The sequence below is a fragment of the Paenibacillus amylolyticus genome (assembly GCF_050990605.1).
Classification (GTDB): domain Bacteria; phylum Bacillota; class Bacilli; order Paenibacillales; family Paenibacillaceae; genus Paenibacillus; species Paenibacillus amylolyticus_H.
This window is the reverse complement of record NZ_CP158832.1, coordinates 396,867-419,592: the sequence shown is the minus strand read 5'-3', so window position 1 is coordinate 419,592 and position 22,726 is coordinate 396,867. Positions and strand designations below refer to the sequence as shown.

Here is a 22,726-nt window from a genome sequence, read left to right as displayed (position 1 = left end):
CACCCAGGATGGAGATCAAACGTGATTTTTCCTGTTATACCAATACTTACAGCTTATCCAACCAATTAAGCTAGGTTTAACATCCCGTCTTCATTTTAATCCAAAAAGAACAAAAAAGTGAGCCTTTCGCTACGCGAAGGGCTCCAATAAGATAGACATATGAAAGGGCTTACGTGATTATTATAATCGGTAATCTTCAATTTGAAAACGCTTTTTTTGTAAAGTTCATCATTATTTAAATTTTTTTTATTGGAACGAAGTGAAAACCGGGTATTGCCAAAACTAATACCATTAGTTATTATACTAATATCATTAGTTTTAAGGAGGGTTTATCGATGCGCATCACCCGAGAAGTTGATGTCGTTCAAGTGACGTTTTTTCCAAGACTCTTCCCTGTGAACGTATACCTGGTTGAAGAGGAAGATGGATTAACCCTGATTGATGCCGGAATACCCTTCAGTCTTAAAGGGATTTTGGCAACTGCCCAGTCCCTTGGGAAGCCGATTACCAAGATCATTCTGACTCACGCGCATAGCGACCATATTGGTGCATTGGATCATCTCACAGAAGCACTGCCCCAAGCCGAGGTCTTCATCTCCAGACGGGATGCCCGGCTATTGGCGGGTGATACTTCCCTTCTTCCCGGTGAGCCTCAAACCCCGGTACGCGGCGGCGTGCCCAAGCCCAAAGCGGTGCACACCCAGCCAAACCGCTTGCTGGATGACGGTGACCAGATTGGGTCACTGGTCGCCATTGCCTCACCAGGACATACGCCGGGACATATGTCCTTCATGGATACGCGCAGCCGCGTGCTCATCGCTGGAGACGCGTACCAGCTGCACGGTGGCCTTGCCGTATCTGGCCGCATGCGCCCGCTCTTCCCGTTCCCCGCGCTGGCAACGTGGAACCGCGAAGCGGCTCTGGCCAGCGCGAAGCGCCTGGCGGAGCTGGAACCGTCCGTGCTGGCTGTAGGCCACGGACGGATGCTGCGCCAGCCCGCGGCCGCCATGCGCGCGGCAACCGCTGATGCACAGCAGCGGTTCGACCTTGCCGGAGGGCAACGATGAGCCCCCGGCAAGGGCTGGATCGCGGCGCTCTGCTCAGCGCTGCCGCCCAGCTTGCTGACAGCGACGGCTTTCAGGCGCTGACACTGGCCGCACTCGCCCAGCGGCTGGATGTGCGCTCGCCGTCACTCTACAACCACATCAGCGGACTTCCCGGGCTTCGCCAGGAAATGGCGCTGATGTCCGTACAACAGCTCAGCCGCGCATTAACCACGGCTACGGCTGACCGCACAGGCGACGATGCCATCCAGGCCATCGCTGCGGCATACATTGGCTTCGTCCGCGAGCACCCCGGGCTGTACGAAGCCTCATTTCATGCCCCGGACCGCGAGGAGCCACAGCTCGCCGCGGCCAGCACAGCTACGCTGGAGTTGCTGCTGCACAGCTTGCAGCCCTACCCGCTAACCGAAGCGGAAGCATTACACGCCGTTCGTGGTTTGCGCAGCCTCTGCCATGGTTTTGCCTCTATCGAGGCACAAGGCGGCTTCGGCATGGACTTTGACCCAGACGAAAGTCTGCGTCTGACCGTATCTGCCTTCCTCCAAGGACTAAAGCATCTTCACCAGGACAAGTAAACCACATGTTTCATCACGAAAAAGGCATTTCGGTTGCGAGATACCATGATTGGTGCCTCTGACTGGCCCTCACTACAGATTCATGTTCACACCTCGCCGCCTGCAGTGGGATGATTATTGTTGAGAATCTAGCTATAACTCCCATTGCTCATGGTGATGAGTGTCTGAAACATATGCGAGTTCTCCAGTCCCATTTCACTTGGCAATCTGGGCCATGCTTGATCCGCCCTCTCTCTCAACCACACTTTTGCCCTCACACCTACGCGCTTCTCTAATATGTACATCGCCCGTTCCTCTCCAAAGGTGGAATGGACTTTCTCTTCCCTCTTTCATCGAAACGGTTCTCGATAGCCTATCTACGGCCATTGCTGCCGTCCATCCTGCACTTCCTTCAAAATATGCTTCATTACTGGCACGTACACCTTCCAGTAGAACATGTCAGGAATATCTTTCCGATCTGGCGTAAGCTTGGACCGGACGACCTCCCATCCCCGGATTCGGCGCCAGAAGGAATAATGCTTCATCTCTCCGAATGACCCTGCCAAGTAATACGAGCGATTATAGTCTTCATATCGGACAAGTGCAGCAAATTCAGCAGGAATTCCTGCAGCCACCAGCTTCTGCTCGCCTGTCTCCGTCAAATCAGTCTTATACCAAGCCAATATGGAATCCCGCTGTTGCGGCAGAATGATATCAAACCAGCCACTGTAATGAATATCCTGGGTTATGCCGCTCCAATCGCTGCCTTTCTGTGTGAATGCAACCTGTACATTCCCTGTCTTTACATCCGGGCCTTTTTCCAACACTATGACCCGCCCATCTACATGAACTAGCAGAATACCCGCTCCGGAATAAGGCCATTTCTTCTTCTCCCGCTGCTCATAATTCGCCCGAACCCACCGGGGGACTTCTTGTATGCTTTGCAAAGTAGATACCGATTTCCCCTGCCATCCACTGCTGTCCACACCTAAGATGGGGTATAGCTGCTCCTTGGTCATCTTCGAAGCCGTATTTGCCAATGCACTGTATTCGGCGACAATCGTTACCCCTTTATACGCAGCCTCGCGGATTTTCTGCACATCATATATCGTTAATCCTTCATAGATTCCGTCTTGTTTCCGTTCACTCTTCCGTGCAGACAGACTGCTCCGATTCGCCGTCAGATAGATCAGATCCGTGTCCGTCACCTCATCAGGCAGCAATCGTTTCATCCGAGGAAGCCCGTCCTGAAGGTCATAGCCGTAATAATCCTCTTCATAGGAGTAGTATTCCCCTGTGTGCTGTACAATCTTCTGCTGATTCAGAAGCCAGACCAACCCCTTGTGCCCCTGATAGGACAAGTCCGGTCTGCTCTTGTCAATAATCATGATGTTCAGTGGAACGGGGGCCTGGGATTGCCACATAATCCAGGGGACAACCAGCACCACCGATACCACTGTACAACAAGCCAGCGTCCACATCGTGGCTGGCCTGTAACTTTTTTTCATGAAGCGTCTTCCTCCTTGCTCTGTTCCAAGGTAATACCAGGATTGCCGTTAGATTACCCCAATCCATTCCTGATCTCCTTCTCCTTTTCCTTCCTCAATCCCATAGCCTGCAAAATGCCAAACATACGGAATATATTGTTCAGCGGTCTGAACCAGAATGTCTCCGAACAAGCATACAATAACAGACGCGTCACCTCTCTGGACGTGTACGCTTTGCGTGAACACCATACTTCGAACATTACCATACCTGCGGACAACAGTGAACCGTAGAGCATCAGCAGTAGAGCAATAATGATGCATAGGTTAATATCCACCAACTGTAGCCCTATGCCTGAGATGAACAGCAAAATCGCTCCCAGCTCCATCACAGGTCCCAGCAATTCGATCAGAATAAAATACGGGATGGATACCATCCCCATCCAGCCATAGGTTGGATTAAAAATCATGCTCCGTTGGGCCCATAGACTGCTCGCAAGTTGCATATACCATCGGGTACGCTGTGCGCGCAGCTGACGCCATGTGTCCGGTACTTCTACCCTGCAGATCGGATCGGGAATATATATAATACGACCACGTTCCCGAGTTCGCTTCATATGTTTCTGCAACCGCATTACCAGTTCCATGTGAGCAACCTGGTCATTCCGCTTGTACCCACCAACTTCCATCACCCGGTTCTTTTTGAATACACCAAATACTTGGGCCGTAAATAAAAGCACATTAATATTGTAACGAACAAGTCCCACACCACCAATCAAAAAAGCACGCACGTATTCAATGGTCTGCATTACATACAACGTACTGCCCGTAAGTCGTGCGCTATTACCCGTTAAATCTGTATGTTCTGTATTTCTGGGAGCCATGAGATCTACTCGTCCACTACAAGCAACGACCTCTTCTCCTGGGAGAGCATCCATAACAGGTTTCATAATCTTCACCAATGCATCCCGTTCCAGAACTGTCCAGGGGCCAACAGAGGCGATATAAGGATATTGCGAGATATTCAGACCTGCATTCAGGGAGTCCATTCGTCCTCCATATTCCTTGTCGATTACAATCAGATGATGATGCAGCCTGGATTGGTAGACACATTTAATCTGAGCCGTCTCCATGCCGAGTCCCGAATAATGAACTTTACTCCGAATGGGCATCAGGTCATAGGTTTCCTTTAGACGCGTCATTGTCCCATCCTCTGATCCATCATTAATGATAATCACTTCATAGCGTGCATATTGAATATTTAGCAGACAGCTAATTCGCTGTACGATCGTATTCTCGCTATTACGCATCGGGACAAGCAGGGATACCGCAGGAGCCAGTTCTTCATCCAACATCTCATGATATTGCAACGGGTCCAGCTCCCTCTGGCGAATCAATGTGCGAGCGGCAGCAACTACCAGAACACTGCACATCACAATCGCTAACACCAGATAGATAAATATACCCTCGTAACATGCCAAAACAAAACTCCGCAGCATCTCAATCCATCTTTCGTCCATACTGCATCCTTTCCAGCGTTTCTTCCGCTATCTGCCTTGCATATCTATCCGGATGGTTTACAGCCGTCTCCCGGAGTTCTTCAAGTCCTTGCTCGTAACGGGATAGGGAGTTCGCCGCTTCCTGTCTGATCTGAAAAGAAGGATCACCCATCATTACCTTCAGGCGAGGAATAAAAGCATCCGCATGAACAGTGCCCATGAGCTGGGTCACTGTTAGTCTTTCAGAGCGTTGCCTTTCCTCACCAGATTCGTTCCATACCAGCAGTAACCCCTCCAGCATATCTTCACGACCTCTGCCCACTTGAGCCAATGCCTGATAAGAGCAAGTGCGCAGCTGCGCATCGTTCCCAAGAATGAGCTTCTCCAGTAGAGCAACAGCACCATCCGTCTGATCATCCCGAATACGAATGGCATGGACGATAGTAGACTGAACCTGATAAGGTACATCCTTGAAATGATCCTTCAGACGAGTCCAGGATGATTCGGCAAGCAGTAACAAAATTTGCAAATACTGCGAGTCGGATAATACATTTTGCTCCCGCATCAATTCCTTAACGATTCTGAAATAGCCATTTCTGGCATATATGCGCAAAATGATGAAGCGTTCAAGTAGGGTACATGAGCTAACCCGCAGCATATTCTCTAAACTGGGCAGAAACTCCACCATATGAAACTGTTCAATATATAATAACGTGTTCACTCGCTGGCTCCACTTTCCCGTCTTCAGTACCGACCGGTATGAACCTCCAAAGACTTGCCAGGATAACAGACGAATTCGCAGAATCTCATGCTCTGCCGGACCTTGAGCGAGCCGTTGCAATAACACCTGCTGCAACACGATCTTTTGATTTCCACTCATAGACAGTAATTCTACGCTAATTCCTCCATGATTAAGGTATCGTTGTACATCCGAGCCCTCTGCAAGTAATTGCTGCACTAGTGCTGTCTTAACCTTTTCCCTGCGTCTGCTGTTATATTTCAACCATAAGATATAACCGTAGATAACCAGCAAAAGAAACAGTACACTTGCACAGATCAAGCTGACCACATGTACTAACCAATCTGTATTACCTGCAAGCCACCCTGCATGATGTGAACCGATCAGCTTAATATCCATCCATAGTTGTCCAATCATTGCGTGATTTCCCCTTAATCGAATAAACGGCCTTACAACGGGCACAATAATACAAAATTTTCAAATACACCCTGTGAATACATATCGGGTATATGATACACTAAGCTTTCTATCGGCTTTCTGCGTTTGTGATATAATAGGAACTGAAAATTCCGGCAATTCGTACTGGGTTCCGGATCTCCGGATAACATATTATTCCAGAAAGAGGGAGTTCTACGTGGCTCAAATCAGTCCGTACTACCTGCAAATCGGAGCAACCGTGGGCATGCTCGTCATGGCACTGCTTGCCATCTTCATCCGCTTGAAAGCCAGTCACAGACCGGTGACCATTCGTAAAATCCTTATTCCTCCGCTCGGTATGAGCACAGGATTTCTCATGTTTGTTGTACCGGCAACACATGTTCCTCTACTCTGGGCATTCATTGCGTTTCTGGTGGGCTGGTTCCTCTTCTCCTATCCACTTATTCGCAGTACACGGTTTGAACGAGTAGGTGAAGAAATTTTCGCCACACGTTCTCGCAGCTTTGCATTCATTTTGCTTGGATTGCTGGCGGTACGCCTGATTCTGCATGAAGTCATCCAGCGATATGTAAGCATTCCGCAAACAGGCGGATTGTTCTTCCTGCTGGCTTTTGGCATGATTGTACGCTGGCGTGTATATATGTACAAACATTACAAAGAAGTGCTGGTCGCCGAACACTAGTCACCCTACATAGACCACGCACAGATTTACAGATAAAAAGACACGTTCTGCTGCACACTCGGTGTGCAGAACGTGTCTTTTCGTGTCCAACCTATTTGTACATGTAGACCATTCGATATCTATCTATTCAGGATCTGCAACCTTAACCAGTTGCTTGCCCAGATTATCTCCCGAGAAGAGACCCATGAATGCTTCCGGCGTCCGTTCGAACCCGTCCACAATGTTTTCTTCATACTGGATATGACCTTCCTTGATCCATTTCGCCAACTTGGCGCGGCCTTCCTTGAAGGATTTCGTATAGTCACCCAGCAGGAAACCTTTCATTAATGCTGTATTCGTTAACAGCAACGTCTGTGGTCGCATCCCGATATCCGGTTTCTCCAGATTATAGGATGAGATCTGACCGCATAACGGAATACGTGCATTCCGATTGATGTGGCGCAAGACTGCATCCGAGATGTCACCGCCCACATTGTCAAAATAGACATCCACGCCATCCGGGCAAGCCCGTTCAATGGCCGCTGACATATCCTTCTCCTTCTTGTAGTTCAACACCACGTCGAAGCCCAGCTTTTCTTTCAAATACGCGCATTTCTCATCAGAGCCTGCAATGCCAACCACGCGTGCCCCCACAATTTTACCAATCTGACCTGCAATCATGCCTACCGCTCCGGCTGCTCCCGATACAACGACCGTTTCGCCGTCCTTCGGTTTGCCGATGTCCTCCATACCGAAATAAGCCGTCAGCCCCGTCAGGCCCAGCGCACCCAGGTATGCCGTGATTGGTGCCTCTTCGGTATCAATCAGCGAAAGATCCGTTGTATTCACTGCGGCATATTGCTGCCAACCCCACATGCCGGATACGAGATCTCCTTTGCGCAGATTGGGTTCCGAAGATTCCACAACCTGTCCAATGGCTCCACCCTTGATCACTTCATTTAACGCGTACGGTGCAGCATAGGATTTTGTATCTTTCATGCGGCCCCGCATGTACGGATCGACCGACAAATATAATGTACGTACCAGAACTTGCCCAGCTTCCGGTTCAGGAAGAGGTGCATCAATGAAGTTGAAATTCTCTCTGGAAGGGGCACCTTCGGGACGAGACGCAAGTACGATCTGTTTATTTACAGACACCAAAATTACCTCCTTGTTGCCAAGTGGACGCAAGGTTAACCCTTGTCAGCTGAGATCACTTACCACTGGCTCTGTGTTATCACTTCTTATTAGTTTAAACCGAAACAGGCGGATCACAAACGTGGGCCGCCTCGAAATATGCAAATATCGTCACATTGTGCTGCTTTTGGCTATTATTGTGCTGTCAAAATCACTGGACCATCCGCCGTAATCGCAATCGTATGTTCATACTGGGCAGACAGACTTCCATCCATAGTACGCGCAGTCCATCCATCTGAATCCAGCTTACTTCGGAACGTACCAATATTCAGCATCGGTTCGATCGTAATAACCATACCTTCCTTGAGACGCGGACCCCGATGAGGCGGACCGTAGTGAGGGACCTGTGGTTCCTCATGCATCTTCTCACCAATGCCGTGTCCGATAAACTCACGCACGACCGATAGGCCTTCACCTTCTGCATACACTTGAATCGCATTGGAGATATCTCCGATCCGGTTGCCCACCACGGCAAGTTCAATGCCTTTGTACAGAGAGTTTTTGGTTACATCCAGCAGATGTTGTGCTTCCGGAGTTACTTCACCTACAGCATATGACCAGGCCGAATCCGCCAGCCAGCCATTCAGATTAACCACCATGTCGATGGTAACGATATCGCCGTCTTTCAGTGCATATTTTCCCGGGAACCCGTGACAGATCACATCATTAACCGACGCACATGTCGCATATTGGTATCCGTTATATCCCTTTTGTTCCGGCGTAGCGCCATTTTTCTTCATAAAAGCCTCTGCGAACTGGTCGATCTCCTGTGTCGTAATGCCTGGACGAATTATCTTTGCAATTTCTCTATGGCATGCGGCGAGAATTTCTCCGGCTTTTTTCATATATTCAATCTGTTCTTTGGTCTTCAATGTAATCATAATAACTACTCCTGTCCGTTAAAATCTTATCCTGTCCTCTATTGTAACGCTAAACGTTCAAAATAAAAAATTCCGTGCAATCAGCAACACCCTATTATACGCCAAGCTCTTGTCCAATGAATACAATTATCCATGAAAAACTCGAAACCCCTTCTGATCTGGCCACGTATATGGTTAAAACAGTTGAAGTCGAAAGGGTGAAAGCTCATGTTCAAAAAGATTATTGGCAAACTTATCGATTCCAAATCTTCATCTCACCGCAAACGTTACAGCTCCTCGTACAGGCGCTCATATAAACGTCACAGCAGTTCCTCAGGCAAGCGTTCCTACAAACGCTATTCTTCTTCAGATGTGAAATACCGGGACAGTCGCAGTGGCTCCGGGTATTACAAAAGCAGGAAATATAGCTCCAGCTAAGCGGCTCACACGACTGCTTTTAAAGAGCAATGATAACACCAGCTTATTAGACGCTACAATAAATGAATATGTAATAAAGGGGTGCTCTATTAGCCGTACTTACGGATAACAGAACACCCCTTTATTGTTTCTATAGCAAAGAGGAAAAAGACCCCTATAGATATCGTACGAAGAGGTCACGGATAACAAATATAGGTCCGCCTATAGAGCTTATTTCATTGTAATTTCAGCAACACATTCTCAATTTCTGCCTGTAACTCCGTCGCTCCGCCTTCATAACCTGGACGGAGTCCAAGGAGTCGCTCCAGCATCTGGTGCAATTCAGGCGTAAGCTTAAGTTCATCCTGCCAGCTGGCGGGTTCGCGGCCCTTCTCTGGCTCATAAGCCGAATACAGCATAAAGAGAAGAAAGTGGCCGATATCCTGCAGATCATGATCCGGTGTAGCCCGCTCATCTTCAGGCTCAGGGACTTCACGCATACGTCGCTTCAGCTCCGGCAACAACGGCTCCCCCAAGCGTCTCGCCAGGCCAAAGTCAATCAGATGCACCGTCCCTTCACGTAAAATAACATTGGGAATCCGCACATCTCCATGAATATATCCCTGCTCATGTACATGAGCCACCGGAGCCAGCAGTTGACCTGCCAATTCCAGACATTCCCGCTCCGTATATTGAAGACCTTGCTCAAATATGCAATCTTCCAGAGTCTGTCCACGAATATACTCGGTAACGATATAACTTCGTCTCCCGGATGTGAACACATCCAATAGATCAGGGATCGCCGGATGATGCAGACGTCTCATCACGTCCGCCTCCCGCTCCAACAGGTGCGCAGAGAGTCTGCCCTTGCTAGGTTTGGACTCCTTCAACGCCACTTCCCTGCCGTTCTGGTCATCTGTACACAGGTATGTCAGCCCATAGCTCCCCATACCCAGCAATTCCTGTATTGTATAACGCTCAGCAATGGTCGTGCCTTCCCGGCGAGGACGATCCGTCCATAATCCGAGCAATCTTTGCCAACTTCGTCGCAGCTCCACAGACCCTCCCACGCCAGCTTCCTGATCCACTCAGTCTTTAATCTATACTGAGCAGTTCGTTGCCAGTCTTCATGTTGTATGGAGCTTATTATATCAAGCCGATACTGTAAAATCACGATGGGTAAATGCCTGTTGCTCAAGCTTCCTTATGCTTCTTGGGCAGGAACCCAAACAACATACGCAGGGATACTCCTTTTGGTTTGCGTTTTCTTCCCTGGAAACTGCGCAGATTGGTTACGAGTTCACGATCCCGCTCTTCCTCCAGCTTCTCGTTCATCCATAGACGCTGTTTTTCCATCTGTTCCTGAAGCGCCATATGTGTCTCCGCCAGATGCTGAAGGGTCAACTCCAGTTCATCGACCCGCTGTTGCAGCAGCTGTACCCGGTCATCCTGCTGTTGTTCTACAGCACCATAAGTCACCTCACTTACCAGTTGCCCCAGACCTTCATAGGATCTCAGATTACCCATTATTTCAGGTTCTTCAGGGAGTATAGATGACATGACTGTCGCTGCACATTCCGTCTCTGACAGACCTTCAATTCCCACCACCTGTACATCTACTTCTACTGCAGCTACAGGTTCTTCTGGAGCCAATACAGTCACCACAGCATCAGCCAGGGGCAGATTATGCTCTCGGAGTTCGGTCATCAGGCGTTCAATGCACTCGATGTCGTCGGACTTGAATAGTCTGGATTTGTTGGCGGAACGTTCGAACCGGTATCCCTGCTCTTCCAGTGCCGCCGCATATTTACGAAGAGTACTGGCACCTATGCCCAGGCTCTTGGCCGTTTCCGTCGTTGCTCCTGCTTCTTCAATCATCATTAATTCCCTCCCGGAATGAAGTCTTTTGGGAATCAATTTCATAATACCTTTAGTGAGTTATGAAATTGATTCTTGGATAAGAACATTATGGCTTCAGCGTTCCTCTTTGGAACCGTCATCGGATCGGGGCAACCTGTCTTATGGATCAAGTATGCTAATCTTTTGCTTGTCCGTATGTATTCGTCAGCTTCCCGGCAGATCCCTTTGGCGGTTTTGTTCTGTTTCTGCGGATTCCTAAGAAGTTTTGTCAGGTATATGATTCGCACAAATAAACCCCAATCCGACAACGAGCATGAATGCTGTCATGTCGAATGATACAGATGCAAACGCCGTCAAATCATGTGAATATGAATTATTCATGTCAATTTTGTTAACTCCGTTACTCCAATACGCTCCCGCGATAGCGGATATCATTGCTGCACAGCTTTTCCATGTGTTATCTTATGTAACGTAGAAGTGCATTCCAGCATATAATAAAGGACTATACTTAACATAGGACGCATTAGTAACGGATAAATATCAATCTAAATGGGGGCTGAACGGCAGTGTTAGGCAAATCAGGCAAAGTAGCGGTGATCGGGGCAGGTCTTGTCGGTTCAAGTTGTGCGTATTCCATGATTAATCAATCGATATGCAGGGAAATAATGATGGTGGACCGTACGTATGACCGTGCTGTAGCACAGGCACTGGATTTTTCCCATTGTATGGACTTCACACATAACCGCACCAAAGTATATGCAGGAACGTACGCGGATTGCGGCAATATGGATGTTATTATCTTAACTGCCGGTGCGAATCCCAAGCCGGGACAGACACGGCTGGATATTTTGGAGGAAGCGGAGTCGATTGCCAAAGACATCGTAGTCCCCATCATGAACAGTGGATTTAACGGGATTTTTGTCGTCGCTGCCAATCCGGTTGACATAGTAACTTATATGGTATGGAAATTATCCGGCCTGCCGCGTGAACATGTCATCGGCACTGGGACCTCCATTGACTCTTCACGTCTCAAAACACTGCTGTCTGAGGTCTTCTCCATTGATCCACGCAGTGTGCATGGTTATGCTCTCGGGGAGCATGGAGAATCCCAGTTCGTGGCCTGGTCACATGTGACCATCGGCGGCAAACCAATTATGCACATTATGGATCAGCACAAGGAGCGCTTCAAACATCTGGATCTGGATGATATTGCACGCAAAACGAAAGATGCCGGCTGGGAGATCTTTACCCGTAAAGGCTCTACTCAATTCGGAATTGGCAACGCCCTCGCGCACATTACCCGTTCCATTCTCAATGATGAACACAAGATCATCGCCGTATCAGCTATTCTGGACGGAGAGTACGAGCAACACAACGTCTGCGTCGGCGTTCCTGCCATTATCGGTGGAGACGGCATTCAAGAGATTATCGAATTGAATCTGGATGAAGCGGAACGCCAGAAGTTCAATAACTCCTGTGAAATTCTAGCCGGTAATATCAATCGTCTGACTTTGGCCTAACTCATTCGTATAGAGCTCATTTCGTATACTTCGGCTCAACTACAAAAGCCTGTCAATGCAAACACGCCAATAACACTCCATCTGAGGAGGATTATTGGCGTGTTTGTGTTTATTTTTCACAGCTACATCGTTATCATTAAAAGGTCGTTGTTCAATTCGGTGCAAGTTGAGGTTCGTCCCTTGGCCCCCATTGCTGTAACACCCTCTTCAACTCACTCAGCATAACCGGTTTGCTAATAAAATCACGCATACCAATCTCCAGACAAGCTTCCTTATCTTCACGTTTGGCATTGCCTGTAACTGCGATAATTGGAGGTATGCGATCCTGTGGAATTAGGCGGTGTAACAGGTCAGTCGCCTTAAGCCCATCCATCACCGGCATATGAATATCCATCAGAACAATATCATAAGCATTCTGAGAGATGGCATCAATTGCCTCCACACCATTAGTACACACATCTGCCTGGTATCCGAGTTTCTCCAGATATTCTCGCAAAATCTTGCGGTTCACTGGATGATCCTCCGCCACCAGAATACGCATGGCGACCTTGTCACTCTGACGTGTACGATCATGATGGAACTGACTTGCTGTCTGTTCAGCTGAAGCATCTACACTCGCCGCCGGAACAGCAAATCGGAAGGTCGAACCTTCCCCTTCTATACTCTCGACACTGATACTGCCTCCCATGATCTCCACGAGTCGCTTGGAGATGACCAGTCCCAGTCCGGTACCACCATACTTCCGGTTAATCACCGGGTGTAGTTGAGAGAAGGACTGAAACAATTGATCCAGCTTGTCAGCCGGGATGCCAATCCCCGTGTCTTGCACCGCAAAATCAAGAACGCTGTCTTCAGGCTTTCTGCCCTTGATAATATCCACGGTAACATCAATGCTTCCCTGATCTGTGAACTTAAGCGCATTGCCAACCAAGTTCACCAGAATCTGCCGGATACGTATGGCGTCACCGACCATGAACTCAGGGATGCTTGGATTGAGACGATATCTGATCTCCAGATGTTTCTCATCTGCACGTGGTTTAAACAGTTCGGCAACCTGTTCCAGCATCTTGCGTAATGCAAATGGTTCATAAGCAAGTGCCATTTTCCCGGATTCCAGCTTACTGAAGTCCAAAATATCATTAAGGATATTCAGCAGAGCATCGCCGCTGTCTTGAATAATCTCGGCATATTCACGCTGTTCTTCCGATAAATCGGTACCAATCAACAATTCTGTCATCCCCACGATCCCGTTCATTGGGGTCCGGATCTCATGGCTAATCATCGACAGAAATTCTGACTTGGCCTGAGCTGCCAGCTCAGCTGTTTCTTTGGCACGTACAATTTCACGTTCGCCAGTCACATCATTGAACACAACCACCGCGCCCTGAATCTGTCCCTGTTCAATAATCGGCGTCACCTGATACTGCACCAGAAAGCTGCTGCCATCTTTACGCCAGAATACATCTTCCTTAATTGAACGTCTTTGCCCATCCAACACAGTCATGTGGATTGGGCACTCTTCTTGTGGGAAATGACTTCCGTCTGCACGGGTATGATGGATAATGGGATGTGAGTTTTTGCCGATGAATTCTTTCGCCTCATAACCGAACATTGATGCTGCTGCAGGATTCATAAACATGGTGATTCCATCTGCATCCAAACCATATATTCCTTCCGTAACCGTGTTGAGAATCAGCTCGTGTTGCTTGCTAAGCTCCTGAATCCGTTCCGTATATTCCTTGCGCTCGGTAATATCGGACACAATCCCATAGACGCCTACCATTTCCTTATCCACAATAATGGGTACATTCGTAACAGATACTTCAATCTTCCGACCACTTGAATTGACGATTTGGGTCTCATAATATTGTGGTTCGCCTTGTTTCACCATTTCAAAATAACGTTTGCCGTATTGCACTTCACATTTATCCAGATTGGATAAAAAAGATTGGCCAATAAGCTTATTGCGCGAAATATCCAACATTTGCACCAGTTTGCTATTCACTGAGCTGTATTTACCTTCCAGATTCAATGAATACACAGCTGCCGGGTTATGTTCGAACAACGATCTGTATCGTTGACGACTTTCTCGAAGACGTCGGTCCGCATCCTTATGCTGGGTAATATCCCTGCTGATGCTCACAATCTGGACACTCTTGCCAGACTCTCCAGCCACAGGCTTCGCCAATGTCTCCATCCAGATATAATGGCCCCTCTTGTGCAACACACGCATCTTGCAGCCATTGCCGATCTTGGAAAGATCCATAGGGTCCGGATAATCTCCCGGATAACAATAATCCTTGAAGGACTTTCCTATGACTTCATCCGGCTTATAACCCAGCAGGGTGTACACGGAAGGGGAAACGTATAACAACTCGCCATCCGTAGCACAAGTTGTAATCAAATCTTGTGCATGGTCAGCCAGCACCTGATATTTCTTCTGTGCCTCCTTAAGCTCACGTTGCACTTCCAGGATATCGGTTACATCTTTGGCAATGCCATAGATTCCTACGACTTCTTTTCCCTCCGTTATAGGCACATACGTTATCTCTGCATGTTTCAGGGAACCATCTTTATGATAAAAAGTAATCGAATTACTGACTGAACGTCCAGCCAATACCTCTTTAATGTATTGTTTGCGTGAATTTTCACTGTCCGGAGGACAGATCTCACTCTGCCTCATACGAATCAAGTCATCCAGTGTATACCCTGATATCCGCTCTACCGAGGGATTAGCATCAATATAGTTTCCATGGATGTCCATCACATAAATGCCATCCGGGTGGTTAAAAAACAATGACTGGTAAGAACTTCCCTCAGAAATAATCCGCTTCAGGGTTTCCGTTTTATTACTATCCAAGGCTTACCCCTCTTTTCTCAGCCAACATCTTCATTAACAGCAGGGATTAATTATCCCTTAATATAGAAATGCGCCTACCCTCGAAATAACCATGTAAGCCTGCCTAGAAACAGCTTTTTTTTATTTTACCAGATTCCCGTCTCATTTTGCTTATAATCTATGATTCAATTCACATGATGTGTCATGTAATACTTGGAAATTAATTAGTTCAAGTCAGTTGTTTCTGCCCGAATCACGCCTGTAGCAAAGTTTATCATAAAAAGAGAGATAATCCGCTCTTCCGAAGCCTCGGCGTAAAATTAACGATACATTTTGTATCAAAAAGGCTATAATCTTTAAAAAACGATTTTTCAATGACGGAGAGGATGAATGAATCATGCTGCCCAACAGAGTAAAAATTGCCTATGGCAAACTAAGAGGCTTGAGCATTTTTGGTAAAATACAGCCCTCAATGGGCCTGCTGCCACGAATCAGGAGCAAAGTATATCTAAATAAACGTGGGGATTTACAGGTGGGAAAGCGACTTAACATCATAGGTAAACCTTGGGGAACCCAGCTAACCGTGGTTAAAGGCGCACGCGCCAGCCAAAATCATTCGCGAGCTGACCATTCATGACGGTTGGGTCAGACATTAGAAAAAAAACCCCTCAAGCCTACATACAATAGAACTTTGCATGTTTTGCTTAAAGAGGATCTTGGTCTTACAATAACCAGGCTTATATCTAATTATTCAGATTTCTTTTTTGGCAAAATACATCATGCCGATTCCAATGAAAATAACTGCACTGCCTCCAACAACCGTCAACATCGTCATCAGTGGCACGTTGTAGGCTCCGAAACCTCCGCCGTCCACGGGTGTCATCAGAATCATAGGTTGTGCCCATGGATAATACGGCCCATATGTCGCCGAGTTTACAATGAGAATATTCGGTATGGTCAGTGCAAAATTCAGTGCGAGCGGTGCGGCAAAGCTGCTCCACACCAATGAAACGAACATCTGGAGGGCAGCCAGTGGTACACAGGCCAGCAACCCCAGCAGTAGTTTGCCCACCAGGAATCCCCAGGGTATCTGCATCGTAATGCCATGAATCAACCCTGCCAGCAGAATGGATATCAGCAACAATGCTTGCGTACACGCCAGAAGCATGAGTACAATCGTTAATTTGCCTGCATATACGCCTGATCGTGTGAGCGGTAAAACCAGCATCTGCTTCCACCCTCCACCTGCATGTTCGAAACGGCAGACAAAGGACGTAAACACGCCAGTCAGCATCGGTAACAATAGCAATCCGTGCAGGAAAACCATGGTGCCCATCAATACCTGCCAATTCCCTGATGGTGTGGACAACAATCCGATGAGCAGCGCAATGAGTGGACTCAGCAGAATCAGGAGCCATATGGGTGACTTGCCCATTTTCAATCGTTCAGCGGACAAAATTCGGAAGTACGTAGTCGCAAAGCTCATATCAGGCCACATCCTTCCGGCTAAAATGCACCATGCCCAGCAACAGGATTAATAACCCTAGACCTGCCCCCATGCCTGCATACAGGTATGGATTAGGCCCATTCCAGGCCATCTGTGCCCATGCGAGCGGAAAGATCGGTGAGATACTGAGTGAGAACATACCCGTTATCGCGAGAACGATGCCCAGGGTGACGGGAAGCGCCTGATTCTTGTTAACCATCGTAAGCCACAACTCCAGTGACAACACCGGAAGTGCACCAGCCAAAGGCAATAGCCCCAGCTTGATCGCATGTGTCCAAGGTATTTCGCTGGCATGGAATCCAAGGATCAGCCCCAGACCCACAATGCCTGCGGTTAGCAACAGGCAGGAGATCACCAGTAGCAGACAGGCAAGCAAGAACTTGGCCAGATACACGGCTGGCCGTGGAATCGGCATCGCAAGCAACTGTTTCCATGATCCCTGTTCATGCTCAACATTAGCAATCATGGAGCTGAGAATGGTTGCTCCCAACATGAGGGACAACGGCACAAAGACAACCACATTGCCCAACAATCCACCCCACAGGTTATCGGCATACTGCTCCTTCAGATAGTCCAGCCGTAAGCCAAAATTAAGCGCCTGCATCGCTGTTAATCCAAGAGGGGCCAGAAAGATGAGAAACCAAATTCCTTTCCCTCGAATCTTGAGCCAATCTGACGATAATGCACGCCCGGTCATATGGAAGCCCCCTCGCCAATGACCCGCATGAACAGATCTTCCAGCGACTGACGCTGTTCCTCTACACGATACACATCATGATCCTGCTCAATTAATCGGCGTACAAGCAGTGCCACTGAACTGTTATCCATATAAGGAAACGTTAACGCAGAACCTTGTTGCTGACCAAATTGTCCCTGTTCTCTCGCCAGCTTCATAGCCTCTTCTGGCTCGGAAACCGTTAACCGGATAGAGCTACCCGTCTGACTATGCAGACTTGCGATGGTATCTTGAAGCACCATCTTGCCGTCACGGATAATACCAACACGACTTGCCATCTGTTCGACTTCACTCAGCAAGTGGCTGGAAACCAGAACGGTAATGCCATGTTCCAAAGGCATGCGTTTGATCAGTTCCCGAATCTCCTGAATACCGGCAGGATCAAGCCCATTCGTTGGTTCGTCCAGAATCAGCAGTTCCGGTTCACCCAGCAAAGCGCTGGCAATACCCAGACGTTGCTTCATCCCAAGGGAATACCCCTTCACTGAACGTTTGGCATCCTTGGTCAGATCTACAATGGACAGCACTTCAGCAATTCTTGATTTCGGTACATTGATGATACGACGCAAAGTTTCCAGATTCTCTACTGCGTTCAGATGTCCGTAATAGGACGGGTATTCGACCAAGGAACCCACTCGTCTCAAAATATCCATGCGATCCTTGCGGATATCTTTGTCGAAGACACGGATCACGCCTTTGGTTGGTTTAATCAAGCCGAGAAGCATGCGAATCGTTGTTGTTTTACCGGCACCGTTGGGACCGAGGAAGCCGTAGATATCTCCCTTTTTAATATGCAGATCAAGTTCACGGACCGCTGCACGGTCCCGGTATGTTTTCCATAAATTCGCCGTTTGAATAATATTTTCACTCACTGTATGATCACCTCGGAACTATCGTAACCTTCCAAGGTTAAAGCCAAAGTAGTCTCCAGTTTAAGTTTAGTTTAAAAAAGCTGTTTTAGCGGTTTATTGTTTCCATGTTTCCCTTACCACTGTAGATATATGTCTGGACACCCGTATCGGAACTGTCTACCCGCTTGCGCAGACCCATCTCACGGATCAACAGGTCTACAATGGATAAGCCCAGACCTGTGCCTTTGGTGTCGGAGTCCTGTTGCATTCCCGGACCCCGATCCTGAATAACGATGGCCGTCTCACCCTGAATCTCCTGGGTTGATATCCCAATATATTTCCCGCTGGCGGCATGACGGATCACGTTCTGGAACAAATTATCAAGAATACGACGCATGCCCTGTTCATCCATATGCCAGATCAGCGGTTCCTCCGGGAGGTCAATATCAATATCGAATTGCTCTTTCTCCCAGACCGGGTACCAGGCCGCCGCCGTTTCCCTGACGATCCGCAGTATATCTTTCTCTTCCAGCTTCAGTGTATATTTCCCACTCGTGAGCAAATTGTAGGATAACATGTTGTCAATGAGCCCGCCGAGGTCCTCCATCTTCGCTTCCATACGATGTAATGAACGGTCACCTTGCTCGCTCAGCTCTTCCTTGTGCAAAGCATGCATATGTCCACGAATCACCGTTAGCGGGGTACGGAGATCGTGGGAAAGCCCCGCAATGAGACGTTTGCGCAATTGTTCTTCCTCGCGTTCACGGTGGCGGCTGTCGGACAGTTGATGCACCATCTGATTGAAGGATTCTTCCAGTTGACCAATCTCGTCTGATCGGCGGATATCTACCGGAAGCGGGAGGCCTTCCTTGCCGGTGGTCATCATGGCCGTCTGCAAACGAATAAGTCGTTTGCGAATGCGCGCGAAGAAGAGAATCGACATAAGAATGAAAATCATGAAGATGATAATCATGACAACGCCAAGATATAAAAGTTCCATTGGCCAGTTACTCTGATTCATTTGCAGAAGGGATCGCGGCACTTCAATGATCATGAAGCCCTGTCCTTTGTCCTGTTCAGCCCCGCCAATATATGCAACGACCGTCAGCGGATCGCGAAAGGAAGCCTCTTTCATGAATTGCACCGTATTGTTCACATTCCACAAGGCTGGAATTCGGGTCTCTGCGGTTTCCCCGGAATCCAGTGACCATCTCAATGTCGTGTCTGTCAGGCCATCCGGCGACGTGGATTCCAGCAGCGTTACATCTTCACCACCAAGAATAAAGACCGTATCACCGCTCGCATTCACACGGTACATGGAGGATTTGGGATACGATGCATGTAATTGCTCCAGCCGGTCCTTAATCTCTTCATCCGAAGCTCCATCCAGCTTCTCTGCTTCACGCGACCAGAGGTTACTGATTCGGGTAACGTCACCATAAGGTGCCGCTTGATTCGGATTCGTGTTATTCACTACGACAACATATAGAATGGATATGATCGGAAGAACGACGGGCACGAATAATACTGCCGCCAGAATCAGGATGATGTATCTGGACATCAAGGACCGTCCAAAGCGTAGCTTGCGCCGCCCGGATTGCTTTTGATCCATGCCTCGTTCTACCTTCCGTTCTTCCTTCATGATCTTCCTTTCTCTGAACCACCGGATCATGGCTTCTTCACACGATATCCCACACCGCGGACCGTCTGAATAACGACCGGATTGGCCGGATCAAGCTCCAGCTTTTCGCGCAGATGCCGAATATGTACCATCAAAGTTTTGTCCCCATCCAGATAGGGCTCGTTCCAGACGGCTTCATAGATCTGCTCTTTGGTTCGAATCATTCCCATATGTCTTAGCAGGTAGGCGAAGATATGGAACTGTTTTCCCGATAAAATAATCTCATCTCCCGTCTCCTCATTGACGATCCGGTTGTCCTTCTCATAGATGGAGAGATGATCCAGCTTCAGGGCAGCATCCGTGGATACCGCTGTTCCTGCCTTACGCAGTTGTACTTCAATCCGGGCAGCCAGTTCATCGGGGTGAAATGGTTTGGTCACATAGTCATCGGCAAAATCAAGACCGTGCAACTTGTCGTCAATGGACGTTCTGGCCGAGAGCATGACAATGGGCACGGCGGGATGTTCTTTTTTCAGTCGCTGGCCCACCGTAAATCCATCCAGCCCGGGCAGCATGACATCCAGAATAATGAGTGAGCAACCGACAGTAGCCTCCGCTGCACCTTCACCACTTCCGAGCCATATCACCTCATAACCGCGCTCCTCCAGATCGGCTCTGACCCATGTCGCAATTTCCGTATCATCTTCAATATATAACAGTTTGGTTTTCATCCGAATATTCGTTTCCTTTCTGTCCCCATTGGGTTAATGATATATCTGAGCATAATAATGATATAAGTTGCCTATAACAAATGAATTCATGTCTTGTTGAAATGTTGAAGTCTCTTCGTTCCCACGCATTCTAATTATAGCTTATCCATTCACTTGGGTAACGTCATATCCATCAAGTCTACCAAGTACATACCACTTCTACACCTGACGGGAGGAAATTCATTATGCTGCTGGAAGCCATCTATCATCAACCGAAACGGAACTGGGCCTATGCCTATGACCAAGATACAATTCATCTGCGTGTGCGTGCCAAAAAGAATGATCTGACCGAGGTACATGCCTTGACCGGGGATAAATATGCGTGGGATGCAACCAAAGCGCTGGTTCCCTTAACGAAGTTCACCTCTGACTCCATGTTCGATTATTACGAGGGAGAGGTGAAACCTCCCTACCACCGACTCAAGTACTCTTTTCTACTCAAAAGCGGCGACGAACAGATCTGGATGACCGAGACGGACTTCCAGGAAGAAGAACCGGACGATCCGGGTCGGATGTTCCAGTTCCCTTATATTCACGCTGGAGCTGTATTCACCCCCCCTGCTTGGGTTAAGGATGCAGTGTTCTATCAGATTTTTCCCGAACGATTCGCGAATGGCAACCCTGATATTAGTCCGGAAAAAGTGGAGCCGTGGGGTGGCGAGCCAACACCTTTCAATTTCTTCGGCGGTGACCTTCAGGGCGTGATAGACCATCTGGATTACATCAGTGATCTTGGCATTAATGCGATCTACTTCACACCCATCTTTGAAGCCACCACCAATCACAAATACGATACCGAAGACTACCTGCGGGTAGATCGGCACTTTGGTGACGCAGATACCGTGAAACGACTGGTCGAGCTGTGCCATACACGTGGAATTCGCGTACTACTGGATGCTGTGTTCAACCATTCCGGAAAGACATTTGCGCCGTTTGTGGATGTACAGAAGAACGGAGAACAATCCAAATACAAGGACTGGTTCCATGTACACGAATACCCGCTGGACGTGAAGGACGGCATTCCAACGTATGAGACCTTCGGATTTGAAGCGCACATGCCAAAGCTTAATACGGAGAATGCCGAGGTGAAGGCCTATCTGCTGGAGGTTGCCGAGTACTGGATCAAGGAAGTGGGTGCGGACGGATGGCGGCTGGATGTCGCAGACGAAGTGGATGATGCCTTCTGGCGTGATTTCCGCCGTGTAGTCAAAGCCGCCAATCCGGATGCCTATATTCTGGGCGAAGTATGGAATGAGTCCTCTGCCTGGCTGCAAGGCGACCAGTTCGATGCGTCCATGAACTATCCGTTTACCGATGCCGTGAATGCTTTCTTTGTAAAAAATACGATGCACGCCGAGCAGTTCGCCAACTCCATTGGTCGGCAGTTATCCCGCTATCCGCTTCAGGCCAGCGAAGTGGCGTTCAACCTGCTGGACAGCCACGATACCCCGCGGCTGCTCACGCTGTGTGAGGGTGACCAGCGCAAGATGAAGCTGGCTGCGCTATTCCAGTTCAGTTACATGGGCGCTCCGTGCATCTATTACGGAGACGAGATTGGCATGGACGGCGAACATGATCCGGGCTGCCGTAAATGCATGGAATGGGATGAAGTGAAGCAGGACCGTGAGCTGTTCGACTTTTATCAGAAACTGATCTCCCTGCGTCATGCTCATCCTGCCTTGCGTGCAGAAGGCACCGTTCGTTTCCTGCAGGCTCGCCCCGAGGGCGGCCAACTGGTATTTGAGCGGCAAAATGAGGAGGAACGCATTCTGATTCTTTTCAATCGCTCGGAAGAGACGGCTATTGTCGAGCTGGAGGCTGGTGACGAGGAATGGACTGAGCTGTTTGGCGGAAACCATCGTACCGCCAAGGAAGATGGCGTACTCTCTATAGAATTGCCGGCATATGGTTATGCCGTACTGAGTACGGATGTGAGTCAGGACTAGGCTCATCATACTCATACATCTGAAGTCATATACATGCGTTCCAGCTTCACATCATTTGGCGGCATTAAACAAGCGTCCTGCAGAGCCCGATTCGGGTTCGCGGACGCTTGTTTTTATATCGCCGTTATACACTATAATGTCACTGACAATATCTCAGTGGTCC

At 48.4% G+C, this 22,726-nt stretch carries 20 protein-coding genes; 7 read left to right on the top strand and 13 right to left on the bottom strand.

What is annotated here, in order from left to right:
• Positions 1-335: 335 nt before the first annotated feature.
• Both ABTV53_RS01985 and ABTV53_RS01980 read left to right on the top strand, forming a co-directional pair.
• The gene (locus ABTV53_RS01985) at positions 336-1,067 is read left to right on the top strand and encodes an MBL fold metallo-hydrolase (protein ID WP_433750035.1); all 732 of its coding nucleotides are present in this window, start codon (positions 336-338) and stop codon (positions 1,065-1,067) included.
• Positions 1,064-1,639, top strand: a complete 576-nt coding sequence (locus ABTV53_RS01980) for a TetR/AcrR family transcriptional regulator (RefSeq protein ID WP_433750032.1) — start codon at positions 1,064-1,066, stop codon at positions 1,637-1,639. Before ABTV53_RS01985 ends, ABTV53_RS01980 begins: the two co-directional genes overlap by 4 nt.
• A gap of 356 nt (positions 1,640-1,995) precedes the next feature.
• Here the strand turns inward: ABTV53_RS01980 and ABTV53_RS01975 are convergent, their stop codons facing one another.
• From ABTV53_RS01975 to ABTV53_RS01965, 3 genes are read right to left on the bottom strand one after another with little or no spacing between them, the layout of a single operon-like run.
• Positions 1,996-3,126 carry a hypothetical protein gene (locus tag ABTV53_RS01975; RefSeq protein ID WP_433750030.1) on the bottom strand — a complete coding sequence of 377 codons (1,131 nt, stop codon included), beginning with the start codon at positions 3,124-3,126 and terminating at the stop codon, positions 1,996-1,998.
• 53 nt (positions 3,127-3,179) lie between these two features.
• Positions 3,180-4,622: a glycosyltransferase family 2 protein gene (locus ABTV53_RS01970; protein ID WP_433750027.1), complete on the bottom strand. Its 1,443-nt coding sequence runs from the start codon at positions 4,620-4,622 to the stop codon at positions 3,180-3,182.
• Entirely contained in the window at positions 4,603-5,757 is a 1,155-nt protein-coding gene (locus ABTV53_RS01965; RefSeq protein ID WP_433750024.1) for a HEAT repeat domain-containing protein, read from the bottom strand. Before ABTV53_RS01965 ends, ABTV53_RS01970 begins: the two co-directional genes overlap by 20 nt.
• 217 nt (positions 5,758-5,974) lie before the next feature.
• On the opposite strand from ABTV53_RS01965, the gene ABTV53_RS01960 reads away from it, so the two are divergent.
• Entirely contained in the window at positions 5,975-6,460 is a 486-nt protein-coding gene (locus tag ABTV53_RS01960) for a CcdC family protein (RefSeq protein WP_339298992.1), read from the top strand.
• A 123-nt stretch (positions 6,461-6,583) separates the two neighbouring features.
• Here ABTV53_RS01960 and ABTV53_RS01955 read toward each other — a convergent pair whose 3' ends face one another.
• Both ABTV53_RS01955 and map read right to left on the bottom strand, forming a co-directional pair.
• Positions 6,584-7,597 carry an NADP-dependent oxidoreductase gene (locus tag ABTV53_RS01955; RefSeq protein ID WP_433750021.1) on the bottom strand — a complete coding sequence of 338 codons (1,014 nt, stop codon included), beginning with the start codon at positions 7,595-7,597 and terminating at the stop codon, positions 6,584-6,586.
• Between the two features lie 173 nt (positions 7,598-7,770).
• A complete protein-coding gene (gene map, locus ABTV53_RS01950; protein WP_433750018.1) occupies positions 7,771-8,517 on the bottom strand; it encodes a type I methionyl aminopeptidase in 747 nt (248 codons plus the stop codon).
• A 207-nt stretch (positions 8,518-8,724) separates the two neighbouring features.
• Between map and ABTV53_RS01945 the strand changes: the two genes are divergently transcribed.
• A complete protein-coding gene (locus ABTV53_RS01945) occupies positions 8,725-8,934 on the top strand; it encodes a hypothetical protein (protein WP_433750016.1) in 210 nt (69 codons plus the stop codon).
• A gap of 215 nt (positions 8,935-9,149) precedes the next feature.
• On the opposite strand, the gene ABTV53_RS01940 is transcribed toward ABTV53_RS01945, so the two are convergent.
• Together ABTV53_RS01940 and ABTV53_RS01935 are read right to left on the bottom strand one after the other, a co-directional pair.
• Positions 9,150-9,971, bottom strand: coding sequence for a serine/threonine protein kinase (locus ABTV53_RS01940; RefSeq protein WP_433750013.1), 822 nt, complete (start codon positions 9,969-9,971; stop codon positions 9,150-9,152).
• Between the two features lie 136 nt (positions 9,972-10,107).
• Complete coding sequence (locus ABTV53_RS01935; protein WP_433750010.1) at positions 10,108-10,794, bottom strand: hypothetical protein; 687 nt, start codon at positions 10,792-10,794, stop codon at positions 10,108-10,110.
• Positions 10,795-11,339: 545 nt separating this feature from the next.
• Between ABTV53_RS01935 and ABTV53_RS01930 the strand changes: the two genes are divergently transcribed.
• A complete protein-coding gene (locus tag ABTV53_RS01930; protein WP_433750008.1) occupies positions 11,340-12,293 on the top strand; it encodes an L-lactate dehydrogenase in 954 nt (317 codons plus the stop codon).
• Between the two features lie 151 nt (positions 12,294-12,444).
• Here ABTV53_RS01930 and ABTV53_RS01925 read toward each other — a convergent pair whose 3' ends face one another.
• Entirely contained in the window at positions 12,445-15,153 is a 2,709-nt protein-coding gene (locus tag ABTV53_RS01925) for a PAS domain S-box protein (RefSeq protein WP_433750005.1), read from the bottom strand.
• Between the two features lie 376 nt (positions 15,154-15,529).
• On the opposite strand from ABTV53_RS01925, the gene ABTV53_RS01920 reads away from it, so the two are divergent.
• A complete protein-coding gene (locus ABTV53_RS01920) occupies positions 15,530-15,769 on the top strand; it encodes a hypothetical protein (RefSeq protein ID WP_433750002.1) in 240 nt (79 codons plus the stop codon).
• 114 nt (positions 15,770-15,883) lie between these two features.
• Here ABTV53_RS01920 and ABTV53_RS01915 read toward each other — a convergent pair whose 3' ends face one another.
• From ABTV53_RS01915 to ABTV53_RS01895, 5 genes are all read right to left on the bottom strand, one after another.
• Positions 15,884-16,618, bottom strand: a complete 735-nt coding sequence (locus tag ABTV53_RS01915; RefSeq protein WP_433750000.1) for an ABC transporter permease — start codon at positions 16,616-16,618, stop codon at positions 15,884-15,886.
• Between the two features lies 1 nt (position 16,619).
• Positions 16,620-17,336 carry an ABC transporter permease gene (locus ABTV53_RS01910; RefSeq protein ID WP_433749998.1) on the bottom strand — a complete coding sequence of 239 codons (717 nt, stop codon included), beginning with the start codon at positions 17,334-17,336 and terminating at the stop codon, positions 16,620-16,622.
• Positions 17,333-18,247: an ABC transporter ATP-binding protein gene (locus ABTV53_RS01905; RefSeq protein WP_433749996.1), complete on the bottom strand. Its 915-nt coding sequence runs from the start codon at positions 18,245-18,247 to the stop codon at positions 17,333-17,335. The genes ABTV53_RS01910 and ABTV53_RS01905 overlap by 4 nt, the downstream gene beginning before the upstream one ends.
• A gap of 85 nt (positions 18,248-18,332) precedes the next feature.
• Positions 18,333-19,868: a HAMP domain-containing sensor histidine kinase gene (locus ABTV53_RS01900; protein ID WP_433749993.1), complete on the bottom strand. Its 1,536-nt coding sequence runs from the start codon at positions 19,866-19,868 to the stop codon at positions 18,333-18,335.
• A gap of 26 nt (positions 19,869-19,894) precedes the next feature.
• A complete protein-coding gene (locus ABTV53_RS01895; protein ID WP_433749990.1) occupies positions 19,895-20,578 on the bottom strand; it encodes a response regulator transcription factor in 684 nt (227 codons plus the stop codon).
• A gap of 224 nt (positions 20,579-20,802) precedes the next feature.
• Between ABTV53_RS01895 and ABTV53_RS01890 the strand changes: the two genes are divergently transcribed.
• Complete coding sequence (locus ABTV53_RS01890; protein WP_433749988.1) at positions 20,803-22,563, top strand: alpha-glycosidase; 1,761 nt, start codon at positions 20,803-20,805, stop codon at positions 22,561-22,563.
• Positions 22,564-22,726 lie beyond the last annotated feature (163 nt).